This window comes from Pseudomonas gozinkensis (genome assembly GCF_014863585.1).
In the GTDB taxonomy this organism is placed as follows: domain Bacteria; phylum Pseudomonadota; class Gammaproteobacteria; order Pseudomonadales; family Pseudomonadaceae; genus Aquipseudomonas; species Aquipseudomonas gozinkensis.
Window position 1 is genome coordinate 1,879,617 of the sequence record NZ_CP062253.1, and the last position, 14,141, is coordinate 1,893,757.

The following is a 14,141-nucleotide window of genomic DNA, read 5'->3' on the forward strand; positions in this document are numbered from 1 at the left end:
CGTATCGGATAGTTCGCCCTCTAACAGTGCGTTTGTCAGACAAATTCGTTAGGCTAGCAGCCATTTTTGCGTCTGCCGCCCACAAGGCATGCAACGCGCTAAACGGGTCAGTCTTATACGGATTGACAGCATTTCCCTAACCCCACAGGGAAATCCCCCTCTAAATTCCGATTCAGTAGTGTGGTATTTCCTTAATGAAAGTTTTGAAAGGTCAGGACATCCTGGCACTTGGCTTTATGACATTTGCCCTTTTCGTCGGGGCTGGCAACATCATTTTCCCGCCTATCGTGGGTCTGCAGTCCGGGCCCAACGTCTGGATGGCGGCGCTGGGCTTCCTGATCACGGCGGTCGGTCTGCCGGTGGTTACCGTGGTCGCACTGGCCAAGGTCGGTGGCGCGATGGACGCCCTGAGCAGCCCGATCGGCAAGATCGCTGGCGGCGTGCTGGCAGCGGCTTGCTACCTGGCAGTCGGTCCGTTGTTCGCCACCCCGCGTACCGCGACCGTTTCCTTTGAAGTGGGTCTGGCGCCGCTGACCGGTGAGAGCCCGCTGGCACTGTTCCTCTACAGTTCGGTGTACTTCCTGCTGGTGTTCTTCATTTCGCTCTACCCAGGGCGTCTGCTGGACACCGTCGGTCGCTTCCTCGCGCCGCTGAAGATCATCGCACTGGCCGTGCTCGGCATCGCTGCGTTCGCACTGCCGGCCGGTGACATCGGCGTGGCGACTCCGGAATACGTTGCGGCACCGTTCTCTCAAGGCTTCATCAATGGTTACCTGACCATGGATACCCTGGGCGCACTGGTGTTCGGCATCGTCATCGTCAACGCGATCCGCTCCCGTGGCGTAGAGTCGCCGGCGCTGATTACCCGTTACGCGATCATCGCCGGGCTGATTGCCGGTGTCGGTCTGGCGCTGGTGTATGTCAGCCTGTTCCGTCTGGGTTCCGGCAGCCATGAAGTGGCTGCGGGCGCAACCAACGGCGCCGCGGTGCTGCACGCTTACGTGCAACACACCTTCGGTTCGCTGGGCAGTGGCTTCCTCGCCGTGCTGATTTCCCTGGCGTGCCTGGTGACCGCAGTTGGCCTGACCTGCGCCTGTGCCGAATACTTCAGCCGCGTACTGCCGCTGTCGTACAAGACGCTGGTGATCATCCTGGCGGCGTTCTCGCTGCTGGTGTCCAACCTGGGCCTGACCAAGCTGATCGCGTTCTCGATCCCGGTGCTGACCGCGATCTACCCGCCGTGCATCGTGCTGGTGGCCCTGAGCTTCTGCGCTGCGTTCTGGCATGAGCAGAGCCGCATCATGGGCCCGGTGATGCTGGTTTCGTTCGTGTTCGGCACCATCGATGCGCTGAAAGGCGCCGGTCTGGCGGACTGGATGCCATCGCAACTGGCCCACCTGCCGCTGAGCGAGCAAGGTCTGGCGTGGCTGGTGCCGTGCGTGATGACTCTGGTGGTTGCCGTGGTTTGCGACCGCCTGCTGGGCAAGCGCGCCGAAGCACTCGCCTAAGATTGCCGGGCCGCCACAAGCGGCTCCCGAGCGATTAAACAGAAATGCCCCGTATCAATCGATACGGGGCATTTTTTATGGGCTTCAGGCAGTGTCTTTTTCCGTGAGCCAGCGTCGAAGCAAGCAAAGCTTTTATGTGGGAGCGAGCTTGCTCGTGATGGCTGTGCAACTGTCACATCTATTCAGAATGTGCCGACGCCATCGCGAGCAAGCTCGCTCCCACAAGGTGCCGCGCTCATACTCCACAGGGAATTGCATGTCGTTCATCCAAGCCAACCTGATCCACCTGCTGGCCGCGCTCTGGTTTGTCATCTGCTGGGGCGGTTACACCCGTTATGCCACCTGGAAGGCCCGTGACACAGCGTGCCTGGCCAGTGTGTTGCACCTGTACCGCGAAGACTGGATGCGCCGCATGCTGCTGCGTGACAACCGCATCGCCGACGCCAGTGTGATCGGCAATCTCGAGCGCAACGCCTCGTTCTTCGCTTCCAGCACACTGATTATTCTGGCGGGCATCCTGACCGTGCTCGGCGCTTCCGAGCGCGCGGTGTCGCTGCTGGCGGACATTCCGATGGTGCAACAGGCTTCCCAGGGCATGTCGGAGATCAAGTTGCTGTGTCTGGCGCTGGTGTTTGTGTATGCCTTCTTCACCTTCAGTTGGTGCATGCGCCAGTACAACTTTGCCGCCATTCTCGTTGGCTCGGCCCCGATGATCGGTGAGCGGCAAGTCTCGGAGCAGGAGCGCAAGGCATTTGCATCACGGGCAGCGCGGGTGATTTCGATGGCGGCCAACCAGTTCAACTTCGGCCTGCGTTCCTACTACTTCGGGATGAGCATGTTGGCGTGGTTCGTCAGCCCGTGGCTGTTCATGTTGATGAGCGCCGGCGTGGTGCTGGTGTTGTATCGCCGGGAGTTTCATTCCGACGTGCTCGATGTAATGGTCTATACCCCTACAGAGGCGCCATTGCCCGAAGCGAACAAAGAGGCTGCTTGATGAGTATTCCGTTCTGGTGTGTGTTTATCAGTGCATTGTTGATTTACGTGGCGCGTATGCCGGTCGGCAAGGCCATGAAAGAGCAGGGCGGTTACAACAACCACCTGCCGCGCCAGCAGCAGGCGCAACTCACCGGTTACGGGGCCCGGGCGCTGGCGGCCCATCAGAACAGCATCGAAGCTTTCATCCTGTTTGCCGTTGGTGTGCTGATGGCGCATACCACGCAGACGGCAGGATGGCTGATCGATACATTGGCGATCATCTTCGTGGTCTCGCGGATTCTCTATTTGTGGTTTTACCTAGCGGATATTCCCACGCTGCGCAGTCTGGTCTGGCTGGTCGGCTTAGTGTGTTCATTGTTGCTGATGATTAGTCCGACTTTTAGAACTGTCTTGCTCTAAGACCGCATTGACAAAAAATGACAGGCAAAAGAAAACCCGCACTTGGCGGGTTTTCTTTTTTGCCATCGAGAAGCGTCTTATTGCTTCTTGGCAGCTTCTTCTTGCGCTGCAGCGTTCGATTCGGCCTGAGCTTTGGCAGCTTCGGCGTTTTCTTTCGCTGCGTCGTTCACTTTATCCTGAGCTTTGTTCATGTCTTGCTGAGCTTGTTCAGCATGTTGGTTGGCATCTTGAGCTTTGTCCTCGGATTTTTTATCGCAGGCAGCGAGACCGAGGGAAGCGGTCAACATCAAGGCAATAGCTAAAGTCTTACGCATGGGGTGTTTCTCCTTATGGAAAATAACTACTGGCCTTAAGAGCTCAGGCCCGAGGCTTAAGTTCCTCATTTCTTTCAGATATATAAGTTTGTTTTGCAATGGAACTTTTGCTGTTCTTTCCACTACTGGGAATAGCGACTAACAAGAGTAATTATCAAATGGCCGAAAACCCCGTTTTTGAGCGTGCGACACGGTTTCTCTCGGCCTTGCGCCACTGTCAGGTGCTGGGATTGAAGGTGCACAGCGCAAGTAGCGAAGGCCTGACGGTGGTGCTGCCGTACAGTGCGCAAATTGTCGGTAATCCGCTGACCGGCGTGGTCCACGGCGGGGCGATCACGTCGCTGATGGACACCGCGTGCGGCATGTCGACCCTGTGCGTCCTGCCGGAATTCGAAGTCTGCCCGACCCTCGATCTGCGCATCGACTACATGCACGCCGCCCAGCCGCATAAAGACGTCTATGGCTTTGCCCAATGTTATCGAGTCACCACCGATGTGATCTTTGCTCGAGGCTTCGCCTATCAGGATGATCCCGAGCAACCGATTGCCCATGTCGTTGGCACCTTCATGCGTATGGGCAAGGGGCTTAAAGGCACCAAAGGCTTTGGTGGCGCGATCAAGGGAGAAAGCCATGAGCGATGATTTCAAGCAGCAACTGCAAGAGGCGCACGAGAAGGGTGACTACGCGCCGCTGCTGAAACTGATCCCGTACGCCGGACTCATCGGCGTCGAGTGTTCGCGAGTCGGTGATGACTTGCTGTTCAGGCTGCCGGCCAACAAGGACAACATTGGTAACCCTTTATTGCCGGCGATCCACGGCGGGGTGATTGCCGGTTTCATGGAGTTGTCCGCGGCCCTGCACCTGCTGATTTTCACCGGCGCGCCCGCTGTGCCAAAGATCATCGATTTCTCCCTCGATTACCTGCGGGCCGGGCAGTTTCGCGATACCTGGGCCCGGTGTCAGGTCTGCCGTCAGGGACGGCGGGTGGCCAACGTCGCGGTCACGGCCTGGCAAAGCACCGAGAGCGAGCCGATTGCCACTGCCCGCGCGCACTTCAAAATCGATGAGCCCTTGAAATCCTGAAGCACGCCCCCAACTCACAGAACAACCCGCCGCCGACCAGCAAGGTCGCGGCCAATGCCATCTGATTGGAGTTTGATGACCATGAGTGTGGAAACTCAAAAGGAAACCCTGGGCTTCCAGACCGAGGTGAAGCAACTGCTGCACCTCATGATCCATTCGCTGTATTCCAACAAGGAAATCTTCCTTCGCGAATTGATCTCGAACGCCTCCGACGCCGTCGACAAATTGCGCTTCGAAGCCCTGGCCAAGCCAGAGTTGCTCGAAGGCGGTGCTGAACTGAAAATCCGTGTGAGCTTCGACAAGGACGCCAAGACCGTCACCCTCGAAGACAACGGCATCGGCATGAACCGCGACGATGTGATCACCCACCTGGGGACCATCGCCAAATCCGGCACCGCCGATTTCATGAAAAACCTGTCCGGCGATCAGAAGAAGGATTCGCACCTGATCGGTCAGTTCGGTGTGGGTTTCTACTCCGCATTCATCGTTGCCGATCAGGTTGACGTGTACAGCCGCCGCGCCGGCACCGCCGCCAGCGACGGCGTGCACTGGTCGTCGAAAGGCGAGGGCGAATTCGAAGTCGCCACCATCGACAAACCAGAACGCGGCACCCGCATCGTCCTGCACCTGAAATCCGGTGAAGACGAGTTCGCCGATGGCTGGCGTCTGCGCAACATCATCAAGAAGTACTCCGACCACATCGCGCTGCCGATCGAGCTGCCGAAAGAAGTGGCCGCTGCCGAAGGCGAAGAGAAGCCTGCGCAAGAATGGGAAACCGTCAACCGCGCCAGCGCCCTGTGGACCCGTCCTCGCACTGAAGTGAAGGATGAGGAATACCAGGAGTTCTACAAACACATCGCCCACGACTTCGAAAATCCGCTGTCGTGGAGCCACAACAAGGTCGAAGGCAAACTCGAGTACAGCTCGCTGCTGTACGTGCCGGCCCGCGCACCGTTCGATCTGTACCAGCGTGAAGCGCCAAAAGGCCTGAAACTGTACGTACAGCGCGTGTTCGTGATGGATCAGGCCGAGTCGTTCCTGCCGCTGTACCTGCGCTTCATCAAAGGCGTGGTCGACTCCAACGACCTGTCGCTGAACGTGTCGCGGGAAATCCTGCAGAAAGACCCGATCATCGACTCGATGAAGTCGGCGCTGACCAAGCGCGTGCTGGACATGCTGGAAAAACTGGCGAAGAACGAGCCGGAGCAATACAAGGGCTTCTGGAAAAACTTCGGTCAGGTCATGAAAGAAGGCCCGGCCGAAGATTTCGCCAACAAGGAAAAAATTGCCGGTCTACTGCGTTTTGCATCGACCAATGGCGACGACGGCGAGCAGATCGTCGGTCTGGCCGACTACCTGGCCCGTGCCAAGGAAGGTCAGGACAAGATCTACTACCTCACCGGCGAAACCTACGCGCAGGTCAAGAACAGCCCGCACCTGGAAGTCTTCCGCAAGAAAGGCATCGAAGTGCTGCTGCTGACCGACCGCATCGACGAGTGGCTGATGAGCTACCTGAGCGAGTTCGACGGCAAGAGCTTTGTCGACGTCGCGCGCGGTGACCTGGACCTGGGCAACCTGGACTCGGAAGAGGACAAGAAGGCCGCAGAAGAAGTCGCCAAGTCGAAAGAAGGTCTGGTCGAGCGTCTGAAAACTGCACTGGGCGATTCCGTCGCCGAAGTCCGGGTTTCCCATCGTCTGACCGATTCGCCGGCCATTCTGGCCATCGGCGAGCAGGACCTGGGTCTGCAAATGCGTCAAATCCTCGAGGCCAGCGGGCAGAAGGTGCCGGATTCGAAGCCGATCTTCGAATTCAACCCGAGCCACCCGCTGATCGCGAAGCTTGACAACGAAACCAGCGAAGAGCGTTTTGGCGACCTGTCGCACATCCTCTTCGACCAGGCCGCGCTGGCGGCTGGTGACAGCTTGAAAGACCCGGCCGCTTACGTGAGCCGCCTGAACAAGCTGCTGGTCGAGCTGTCCGCTTGATCAAGCTGTAGAAAAACCCGCTTCGGCGGGTTTTTTCATTCTGGTGTTCAACCAATCAGGAGTCAGAAATGAGCCAAGTCACTGTACGTTCCGTGGTCTATCAGATCGACCGCCAGCCTTATGAAGGTCGCCTGGCGTTCGACGCCGAGCACAAAGGCGCGCGTCCGGGCCTGCTGATGGCGCCGAACTGGATGGGTGTCAGCGCTGGCGCTGAAGAGATCGCCAAATCGGTGGCGGCCAAGGGTTATGTGGTGCTGATCGCTGACGTGTACGGCCAGGCCGTGCGTCCGCAGAATGCCGATCAGGCCGGTGCGGCGATGATGCCGCTGAAGAATGACCGCGCGCAGTTGCGCAAGCGTATGCAGGCCGCGTTCGAACAATTGCAGAAGCAGGGCGAGGCGGCGGTCGATACCTCGAAACTGGCGGTATTCGGTTTCTGCTTCGGCGGCTGCTGTGCGCTGGATCTGGCCCGCACTGGTGCGGCGGTGAAAGCGGCGGTGTCGTTCCACGGCACGCTGGATTCGCCGAACCCGGCAGACGCGAAGAACATCAAAGGCTCGGTCCTGGTGCTGCACGGTGCTTCCGACCCGCTGGTGCCGAAAGAGCAGTTGCCGGCATTCGAAGACGAGATGAACGCGGCCGGCGTGGACTGGCAGTTGCTGAGCTACGGCGGCGCAGTGCACTCGTTCACCGATCCGCATGCCAATGTTCCGGGCAAGATGATGTACGACGCGAAGACCGCAGCGCGGGCGTTCAAGTCCATGCATGACTTGCTGGAAGAAGTGTTCAAGGGCTGACTTGCTTGCCAGGCTCTGACTTTTTCAGTGCCTGGTCTGGCCTCTTCGTCGGATCGTCGCCGGGGGCAAGCCCGCTCCCACAGTGACTGTGATTTGCCAAAGTTTTTCGGCTGGCACATCACCTTGTGGGAGCTGGCTTGCCAGCGAAGACTGCTTCGCAGGCGATACGTGACCTAGGGCAGTTCGATCCGCTCGACTTCCCCCGGCACCGTCGGCCAATCACCAGCCGACCACTTGCGCCGCGCTTCATCGATCGCTGCCGGATCGCTCGCGACAAAATTCCAGTTGATCCTCCGCGGCCCGTCCAGTGGCGCACCGCCGAACAACACTGCGTGACTGTCGCTCTCGGCAAACAGGCTCATCTCTTCCCCGACTGGCAACACCACCAGCGCATGGGGTTCGACCGCTTCGCCATTCAATTGCACATCACCGCTCAACACATAAATTGCCCGCTCCTCATGCTCGGTCGGGATCAGCAGCGTGGTCGCGGTTTGCATATTCAGTTCCGCATACAGCGTAGGAGAAAGCACCGGCACCGGTGATTCCAGGCAAAAGCCTGACCCGGCGATCATGCGGATCTGCACGCCGAGGTTATCGCTGACCGGCAAGGTCGCGGCCGGGTGATGGCTGTAATGCCCGGGACCTTGCTCGTGCTCCTTGGGTGAGGCGAGCCAGATCTGCAGGCCGTGCATCTTGAAGCTCTGTGCCCATAGCGGTTCGGGCGTGCGCTCGACGTGAGCGATCGCCGTGCCGGCCGTCATCCAGCTGACATCGCCGGCGCTGACCACCTGATCCGAGCCCAGGCTGTCCTTGTGCTGGATCTGTCCTTCGAACAAATACGTGAGGGTCGACAGACCGATGTGCGGGTGCTGTCGGATATTCATCCCTTTGCCCGCCGGATAAACCGTCTCGAGCATGTGGTCGAAAAACACGAAAGGCCCGACGCTGCGGCATTTGGCTGACGGCAGCGGGCGCAGAATCGGCTGCCCTTCGACGTCTTCGGCGCGCGGGCGGATGATCAGGGGTTGGGTGTCCATGGTCCATTCCAGGCTTGGCGGGTGATGCGTGGAGCATAACCCGCCGGTGTCATCGGGGTGATTACTGGCTGTCGAAGCCGACTGGCGCGTGGGTTTCGATGGTGACTTCGCTGGTGGTCATCAGCTTGTGGATCGGGCAGCGATCGGCAACGCGCAGCAGTTCTTCGCGCTGGGCATCGGTGAGCACGCCCTTGAGGGTGAGGGTCACGTGCAGGGCGTATTTGCCTTTCTGTTCCTGGCTGTTGTCGCGTTTGACCTCAACGCCGACGCCGGTCAGCGGGATGTCCTTTTTCTTCGCGTACAGCTTCAGGGTCAGAGCCTTGCAGGCGCCGAGGGCGGCGTCGAAGTAATCGTGCGGCTCCGGAGCCGAGCCTTCGCCGCCGGCAGTCGTCGGGACATCGGCGAACAGTTCATGCTCATCGATCTGTACGGTGTGGCGAAAACCTTCGGCGGACACGGTATTGACGGTAACGGTCATGTGAACCTCGCAAGCTGTAGGAAAAGGGATTCGATCAAAAAAGACCTTGCAGGTATAGAGCATTCCCACACAGGCGCGTTCCACTTTCTTGCCGGGTGAACCCTCGTCGCCCGGCGAGGGTCTAGGCTATGCCTGTCTGCCGGAGAATGCTTGTGTCCGTGTTTCGTTTGAGTCTTGCCTGCCTGATGGTTTTTACCGGCGTCGCCAGTGCCCGGGATTACACCTACAGTGATGCGCACCTGCATTACGTGGATTTTTTCCAGGAAACCGCCGGCATGCCGAAATTGCTGACGGCCATGAAGGAAAACTCCATCGAGCACGTGATGATTTCCGGCATTCCCGTGGCGAAGAAATGGCACGAAGACGAGCCCAAGCGCCCGCGTTATTACGCCGGCGATGACGCCGATGCCTATTGGTACAGCGCGACTGACGTGATCGTCGCCGATGCGGTGCAGAAGCTCACGCCGGAGCAGCGCCAGTACTTTCACCCGTTTCTTTCAGGCTTCAACCCCAACGACAAGAACTCTGCCGCGCACATCCAGCGCATGCTCGATCTGTATCCCGGCTTGTGGCAGGGCATCGGCGAAGTCTTCACTCGTCACGATGACCTTACGGCCCTGACCTCCGGCGACACGCCACGTGCCAACAACGAAGCCATGACCCGCATCTATCATCTGGCCGCCGAAAATGATCTGCCGGTGATGCTGCATTCCAACATCACCTCCAAGCGTGAGAAGAATCCGCTGTACCTGAAGGAAATCGAAGAGCCGCTGCGTAATCATCCGCACACGCGGTTCATCTGGGCCCATGCCGGCACCAGTGCTGAAATCCATCGTCATCAGACGCAGCTGGATTTTCTGCTGCCGACCCTGACGCGAATGCTGGAGGCGTACCCGAACCTGTTCATCGATCTGTCGTGGAGCCTGCTGACGCCTTATCTGCTGGACGAAAAGGGTCAGCCGCGAGCTGAGTGGGTGCACTTGGTGGAGCGCTATCCGGATCGCTTCATGCTCGGTTCGGACGTGGTCGGGCGATTCAACAACCTCGGTGAGGAAATCCACGGCTTCAAGCCGTTTCTCGACGCGTTGCCAGAGGCCATCGCGAAAAAAGTCGCGCGGGACAACTTCCTGGCGATCTTGCCGCGAACAGCGCTCAAGTCCGGCAAACCCGCGCTGAATCGTTAATGCGCCAGGTTCGAAGTATTGAGGCCTTTTGATATCACGTTTTGGTCTTACGCAATTTTCCAAAGGGCCGATACCTTCTAGAGCAACCAGCTGCAGGGTTGATGCAGCGCTTTTGGAAGGAACCAGAGCAATGAGTATCCGTAGTCTCAATATTGCGCCCCGGGCCGGGCTGGGTTTTGGCGTGTTGGCGCTGATGGTGTTTGCCCTTGGGGCGTTCGCCCTGCTGCAAATGTCGAACATGCGCGCGCAATCCGACCAGGTCGACAATAACTGGCTGCCCAGCGTGATGGCGGTGGGCGAGATGAGCCAGGACATGCTGCGCCTGCGCGCGCTGACCATGCGCCTGTTGCTCAATCGCGATCCGCAGGCGCTTGAGCAGAATGTGGCCAAGCTCAATGATTTGCGCGGTGTATTGAGTGAAGCCCAGCAGCGTTACGACATCCTGATCGCGCTGCCCGAAGAGCGCGCGCTGTTCGACCGCTTCAAGGTTGCCGAGCATAAATACCTGGAGCTTCAGGCGCAGGTGATGGCGTTATCTGCTCAGGGACGAGTGGAGGAGGCGGCCGTCATTCTCAACGGGCAGATGAGCCCGCTGGCGGATGAAATTGCAGTGACCCTGCGTGAACTCGTCGAGCTGAACAAGCACAACGCCAACCTCGCCACTGAGGCCGCACGGCTGGTGTTCACCAATTCGCGGGTCTGGGTCGGTGTGATGATCGGCATCACCGCGCTGATTACCATCGCCCTGGCGTTGTTGCTGACCCGCAGCATCGTGCTGCCGCTGTCGCAATCGCTCAATGTGGCGCAAGTGGTGGCCGGCGGCGATCTGACAGGCGATATCAGCATTTCCGGCAAGGACGAACCGGCGAGGTTGCTGCACGCGCTCAAGAGCATGCAGCACAACTTGCGTGACACCATCCGCCGGATCTCGGAGTCCTCCAGTCAACTGGCTTCGGCCTCGGAGGAGTTGAGTTGCGTTACCGAAGATGCGACGCGAGGGCTGCACCAGCAGAGTCTGGAAATCGAACAGGCGGCCACGGCGGTCAATCAGATGACTGCTGCCGTGGAAGAGGTGGCGAGCAATGCCGTCGCGACCTCCGAAGCTTCCCGTGAGTCTGATCGCATTGCCCAGCATGGCCGCGAGCAGGTGCAGCAGACCGTGTCGTCCATCGAGCTGCTGGCGGAGGATGTCACCGCCAATGCCACGCAGGTGGAGGATCTGGCGCAGAAGGTCTACAGCATCAGCAAGGTGCTGGATGTGATCCGCTCGATTGCCGAACAGACCAATCTACTGGCGTTGAACGCGGCGATTGAGGCGGCGCGGGCGGGGGATGCCGGGCGGGGTTTTGCGGTGGTGGCGGACGAAGTGCGGGCGTTGGCCCATCGCACTCAGCAGTCGACGCAGGAGATCGAACAGATGATCGGCGGCATCCAGCAAGGTACCGATTCGGCGGTCAGCTCGATGCAACAGAGCAACGTCCGGGCGCGTTCGACCCTGGAGCTGGCGAAAGCCGCTGGCGTGGCACTGGAGGAAATCGCCTCGGCGTTTACCTTGATCAACGAGCGCAACCTGGTGATCGCCAGTGCGTCGGAAGAGCAGGCGGCCGTGGCGCGGGAGGTCGATCGCAATCTGATGAATATCCGTGACCTGGCGATGCAGACGTCTGCCGGGGCCAATCAGACCAGTGCCGCGAGTCAGGAGCTGTCGCGGCTGGCGGTGGACCTGAACAGTATGGTGGCCAAATTCTCGGTCTGATCAGCGTTCGGCAGGCGAAAAAAAGCCCCGCATTTGCGGGGCTTTTTGATGTTGCGTCGGATCAGCTGCCTTTGACCGTCTTGCCGTTGACCGTGCCGTCGAGGAGCATGATGTTGTACTCCTTGCCGTCGGTTTCGACCTGTTGCAGGCGAACCAGCAGGTAATCCCAGTCCTTGGCGAACCACAGGACGGTGATGCGCTTGCTTTGTGTCGGATCGCGGACGCGCTCGACCTTGATCGCATCGATCTGGCCGGCCTTGGTTTCGACTTTTTCCGAACCCAGCACGCGGAAGTCGTAGGTATCGACTTCGCCATCATCGACCACCTGATAGCTCATGCTTTTCTTGCCGGCGGCCACGTCGTGCTGCAGCGCCAGTTGATAGGTGGATTTGTCGACCATGCCGCGATTGAGCGGGATTTTCACCGCGTCGCCGCGGTCGGTGCCGGTCACCAGCTTGTTGGCCCAGTCGAAGTCCAGGTCTGCCTTTTTCGCCTTGCCCAGACCACCGCGTTCGAAGTGGTAGGACTGCGGCAGCAGGGTGTCCTTGTCCAGGGTCAGGGTACTTTCCTCGGACAGGCTGGCAATCATCATGGATGCCTTGAAGCTGAGCTTCCACACGCCGTTGGCTTCCTTGGTCAGGCTGCGCGAGGCGGTGCCGCTCATGGGCAGCTGTTTCCAGTCGGCGGTGTAGCTGGCGGAGAACGGTTGAAGGTCTGCCGCCTGGGCGAAAGGCAGGGCGAGCAGAGCGCAAGCGAAGAGCAGGGCGCGACGCATAAAATCTCCTAGTTTCGAATCAAGTGACCGCTGGCCCCGAGTAACTGGCCATCCAGTAAAGCACCTTGCTCGCCGAGGCTCAGCCGTCCTTCGGCGAACCAGCGTACGGCCATCGGGTAGATCAGGTGTTCCTGAACGTGAACCCGTTGCGCCAGACTTTGCGGCGAATCGTGCAACTCTACCGGTATTACTGCCTGTACGACCAGTGGCCCGCCATCGAGTTCCTCGGTGACGAAGTGCACGGAGCAGCCGTGTTCGGCGTCGCCGGCTTCCAGCGCGCGCTGATGAGTGTGTAACCCTTTGTATTTGGGTAGCAGCGACGGGTGGATGTTGAGCAGGCGACCCTGGTAATGACGGACGAAGTCAGCGCTGAGAATGCGCATGAAGCCGGCCAGTACCACGAGTTTGGGGTTGAATTCGTCGATCAGTTCGATCAGAGCGGTATCGAAGGCCTCGCGGCCCTCGAATCCCTTGTGATCCAGCGAGCGGGTGGCGATACCCGCGTCACTGGCGCGTTGCAGGCCGTAGGCGTCGGCGCGGTTGGAAATCACCGCAGCGATGCGGACCGGGCTGTCGTCGGTCCGCGTGCTGTCGATCAGGGCCTGCAAGTTACTGCCGGTGCCGGACAGCAGCACCACGACATCACAGGTCTGGGACATCAGTGAGCCTTGAGGTTCTTCAGTTCGACCTGGGCCGCGCCTTCGGCAGCGACAGCGATCTGACCGATGACCCAAGGCTGCTCGCCGGCGTCACGCAGGGTGTTCAGAGCGGTTTCGACGTGCTCCTGAGCCACGCAGATCACCATGCCCACGCCGCAGTTCAGCACGCGGTGCATTTCGGTTTCGTCGACGTTGCCTTTCTCTTGCAGCCAGTCGAAGACGGCCGGGCGGTTCCAGCTGGCCACGTCAACCACGGCCTGAGCGCCTTTTGGCAGAACGCGCGGGATGTTGTCCAGCAGACCGCCACCGGTGATGTGGGCCATGGCTTTGACCGCGCCGGTGTCCTTGATCAGCTTGAGCAGCGGCTTCACGTAGATGCGGGTCGGGGCCATCAGCAGTTCGGTCAGCGGCTTGCCGTCGAGCTGAACGGTTTCGATGTCGGCACCGGATACTTCGATGATCTTGCGGATCAGCGAGTAGCCGTTGGAGTGCGGGCCGGACGATGGCAGGGCGATCAGGGCGTCACCGGTGGCGACTTTCGAGCCGTCGATGATTTCGGCTTTTTCCACGACGCCGACGCAGAAACCGGCCAGGTCGTAGTCTTCGCCTTCGTACATGCCAGGCATTTCAGCGGTTTCGCCGCCGACCAGCGAGCAGCCAGCCAGTTCGCAGCCTGCACCGATGCCGGTGACCACGGTCGCGGCTACGTCGACATTCAGTTTGCCGGTGGCGTAGTAGTCGAGGAAGAACAGCGGCTCTGCGCCGCACACCACCAGATCGTTGACGCACATGGCGACCAGATCCTGGCCGATGCTGTCGTGCTTGTTCAGGTTCAGCGCCAGGCGCAGTTTGGTGCCGACGCCGTCAGTACCGGAAACCAGCACCGGCTGTTTGTAACCGGCCGGGATCTCGCAGAGGGCGCCGAAACCGCCCAGGCCGCCCATGACTTCCGGGCGCGCAGTGCGCTTGGCGACGCTCTTGATGCGTTCGACCAATGCTTCACCGGCGTCGATGTCTACACCGGCGTCCTTGTAGCTCAGGGAGGGTTGCTTGCTCATGATCCAGGCCTTTAGGGGAGGGGATTCAGGGGTAACGACCGAGTTCAGCGGGAACGCCGAATCCGACAGGGGCGATAGCCTCACGCGAAGTTCGGGGTGCCCGGCTGTTGC

At 59.8% G+C, this 14,141-nt stretch carries 15 protein-coding genes; 9 read left to right on the forward strand and 6 right to left on the reverse strand.

Features of this window, described 5'->3' with window-relative positions; genetic code table 11:
• Positions 1-194: 194 nt before the first annotated feature.
• The 3 genes from brnQ to IHQ43_RS08485 all read left to right on the forward strand — a co-directional run bounded on the left by brnQ (position 195) and on the right by IHQ43_RS08485 (position 2,903).
• Positions 195-1,508 carry a branched-chain amino acid transport system II carrier protein gene (brnQ, locus tag IHQ43_RS08475; protein ID WP_007959023.1) on the forward strand — a complete coding sequence of 438 codons (1,314 nt, stop codon included), beginning with the start codon at positions 195-197 and terminating at the stop codon, positions 1,506-1,508.
• Between the two features lie 256 nt (positions 1,509-1,764).
• Positions 1,765-2,502 carry a DUF599 domain-containing protein gene (locus IHQ43_RS08480; RefSeq protein WP_085608854.1) on the forward strand — a complete coding sequence of 246 codons (738 nt, stop codon included), beginning with the start codon at positions 1,765-1,767 and terminating at the stop codon, positions 2,500-2,502.
• Positions 2,502-2,903 (forward strand): MAPEG family protein, encoded by a 402-nt coding sequence (locus IHQ43_RS08485; protein WP_192564030.1) that lies wholly within the window; start codon positions 2,502-2,504, stop codon positions 2,901-2,903. The genes IHQ43_RS08480 and IHQ43_RS08485 overlap by 1 nt, the downstream gene beginning before the upstream one ends.
• Before the next feature lie 77 nt (positions 2,904-2,980).
• Here the strand turns inward: IHQ43_RS08485 and IHQ43_RS08490 are convergent, their stop codons facing one another.
• Positions 2,981-3,217, reverse strand: a complete 237-nt coding sequence (locus IHQ43_RS08490) for a hypothetical protein (RefSeq protein WP_007959016.1) — start codon at positions 3,215-3,217, stop codon at positions 2,981-2,983.
• Between the two features lie 158 nt (positions 3,218-3,375).
• On the opposite strand from IHQ43_RS08490, the gene IHQ43_RS08495 reads away from it, so the two are divergent.
• The 4 genes from IHQ43_RS08495 (at position 3,376) to IHQ43_RS08510 (ending at position 7,083) form a co-directional block, all read left to right on the forward strand.
• Positions 3,376-3,858: a PaaI family thioesterase gene (locus IHQ43_RS08495; RefSeq protein ID WP_192564031.1), complete on the forward strand. Its 483-nt coding sequence runs from the start codon at positions 3,376-3,378 to the stop codon at positions 3,856-3,858.
• Complete coding sequence (locus tag IHQ43_RS08500; RefSeq protein WP_192564032.1) at positions 3,848-4,300, forward strand: PaaI family thioesterase; 453 nt, start codon at positions 3,848-3,850, stop codon at positions 4,298-4,300. Before IHQ43_RS08495 ends, IHQ43_RS08500 begins: the two co-directional genes overlap by 11 nt.
• An 81-nt stretch (positions 4,301-4,381) precedes the next feature.
• Positions 4,382-6,286: a molecular chaperone HtpG gene (gene htpG / locus IHQ43_RS08505; RefSeq protein WP_192564033.1), complete on the forward strand. Its 1,905-nt coding sequence runs from the start codon at positions 4,382-4,384 to the stop codon at positions 6,284-6,286.
• A gap of 68 nt (positions 6,287-6,354) precedes the next feature.
• A complete protein-coding gene (locus IHQ43_RS08510; protein WP_192564034.1) occupies positions 6,355-7,083 on the forward strand; it encodes a dienelactone hydrolase family protein in 729 nt (242 codons plus the stop codon).
• Between the two features lie 173 nt (positions 7,084-7,256).
• On the opposite strand, the gene IHQ43_RS08515 is transcribed toward IHQ43_RS08510, so the two are convergent.
• Positions 7,257-8,120, reverse strand: a complete 864-nt coding sequence (locus tag IHQ43_RS08515) for a pirin family protein (protein WP_192564035.1) — start codon at positions 8,118-8,120, stop codon at positions 7,257-7,259.
• A 61-nt stretch (positions 8,121-8,181) separates the two neighbouring features.
• Positions 8,182-8,598, reverse strand: coding sequence for an OsmC family protein (locus tag IHQ43_RS08520; protein ID WP_007959010.1), 417 nt, complete (start codon positions 8,596-8,598; stop codon positions 8,182-8,184).
• 128 nt (positions 8,599-8,726) lie between these two features.
• On the opposite strand from IHQ43_RS08520, the gene IHQ43_RS08525 reads away from it, so the two are divergent.
• The gene (locus IHQ43_RS08525) at positions 8,727-9,782 is read left to right on the forward strand and encodes an amidohydrolase family protein (RefSeq protein WP_192564036.1); all 1,056 of its coding nucleotides are present in this window, start codon (positions 8,727-8,729) and stop codon (positions 9,780-9,782) included.
• Between the two features lie 130 nt (positions 9,783-9,912).
• Complete coding sequence (locus tag IHQ43_RS08530) at positions 9,913-11,538, forward strand: methyl-accepting chemotaxis protein (protein ID WP_192564037.1); 1,626 nt, start codon at positions 9,913-9,915, stop codon at positions 11,536-11,538.
• 61 nt (positions 11,539-11,599) lie between these two features.
• Here the strand turns inward: IHQ43_RS08530 and IHQ43_RS08535 are convergent, their stop codons facing one another.
• From IHQ43_RS08535 to purM, 3 genes are read right to left on the reverse strand one after another with little or no spacing between them, the layout of a single operon-like run.
• Positions 11,600-12,313, reverse strand: coding sequence for a DUF3108 domain-containing protein (locus tag IHQ43_RS08535; RefSeq protein ID WP_085699349.1), 714 nt, complete (start codon positions 12,311-12,313; stop codon positions 11,600-11,602).
• An 8-nt stretch (positions 12,314-12,321) separates the two neighbouring features.
• Entirely contained in the window at positions 12,322-12,972 is a 651-nt protein-coding gene (gene purN / locus IHQ43_RS08540) for a phosphoribosylglycinamide formyltransferase (RefSeq protein WP_192564038.1), read from the reverse strand.
• Positions 12,972-14,030: a phosphoribosylformylglycinamidine cyclo-ligase gene (gene purM / locus IHQ43_RS08545; protein ID WP_192564039.1), complete on the reverse strand. Its 1,059-nt coding sequence runs from the start codon at positions 14,028-14,030 to the stop codon at positions 12,972-12,974. The genes purN and purM overlap by 1 nt, the downstream gene beginning before the upstream one ends.
• Positions 14,031-14,141: the final 111 nt, after the last annotated feature.

Excerpts from the sequence above, each read along its gene's own strand:
- brnQ (WP_007959023.1), top strand. The coding sequence starts at position 195 with ATGAAAGTTTTGAAAGGTCAGGACATCCTGGCACTTGGCTTTATGACA.
- IHQ43_RS08480 (WP_085608854.1), top strand. The coding sequence starts at position 1,765 with ATGTCGTTCATCCAAGCCAACCTGATCCACCTGCTGGCCGCGCTCTGG.
- IHQ43_RS08485 (WP_192564030.1), top strand. The coding sequence starts at position 2,502 with ATGAGTATTCCGTTCTGGTGTGTGTTTATCAGTGCATTGTTGATTTAC.
- IHQ43_RS08490 (WP_007959016.1), bottom strand. The coding sequence starts at position 3,217 with ATGCGTAAGACTTTAGCTATTGCCTTGATGTTGACCGCTTCCCTCGGT.
- IHQ43_RS08495 (WP_192564031.1), top strand. The coding sequence starts at position 3,376 with ATGGCCGAAAACCCCGTTTTTGAGCGTGCGACACGGTTTCTCTCGGCC.
- IHQ43_RS08500 (WP_192564032.1), top strand. The coding sequence starts at position 3,848 with ATGAGCGATGATTTCAAGCAGCAACTGCAAGAGGCGCACGAGAAGGGT.
- htpG (WP_192564033.1), top strand. The coding sequence starts at position 4,382 with ATGAGTGTGGAAACTCAAAAGGAAACCCTGGGCTTCCAGACCGAGGTG.
- IHQ43_RS08510 (WP_192564034.1), top strand. The coding sequence starts at position 6,355 with ATGAGCCAAGTCACTGTACGTTCCGTGGTCTATCAGATCGACCGCCAG.
- IHQ43_RS08515 (WP_192564035.1), bottom strand. The coding sequence starts at position 8,120 with ATGGACACCCAACCCCTGATCATCCGCCCGCGCGCCGAAGACGTCGAA.
- IHQ43_RS08520 (WP_007959010.1), bottom strand. The coding sequence starts at position 8,598 with ATGACCGTTACCGTCAATACCGTGTCCGCCGAAGGTTTTCGCCACACC.
- IHQ43_RS08525 (WP_192564036.1), top strand. The coding sequence starts at position 8,727 with ATGCCTGTCTGCCGGAGAATGCTTGTGTCCGTGTTTCGTTTGAGTCTT.
- IHQ43_RS08530 (WP_192564037.1), top strand. The coding sequence starts at position 9,913 with ATGAGTATCCGTAGTCTCAATATTGCGCCCCGGGCCGGGCTGGGTTTT.
- IHQ43_RS08535 (WP_085699349.1), bottom strand. The coding sequence starts at position 12,313 with ATGCGTCGCGCCCTGCTCTTCGCTTGCGCTCTGCTCGCCCTGCCTTTC.
- purN (WP_192564038.1), bottom strand. The coding sequence starts at position 12,972 with ATGTCCCAGACCTGTGATGTCGTGGTGCTGCTGTCCGGCACCGGCAGT.
- purM (WP_192564039.1), bottom strand. The coding sequence starts at position 14,030 with ATGAGCAAGCAACCCTCCCTGAGCTACAAGGACGCCGGTGTAGACATC.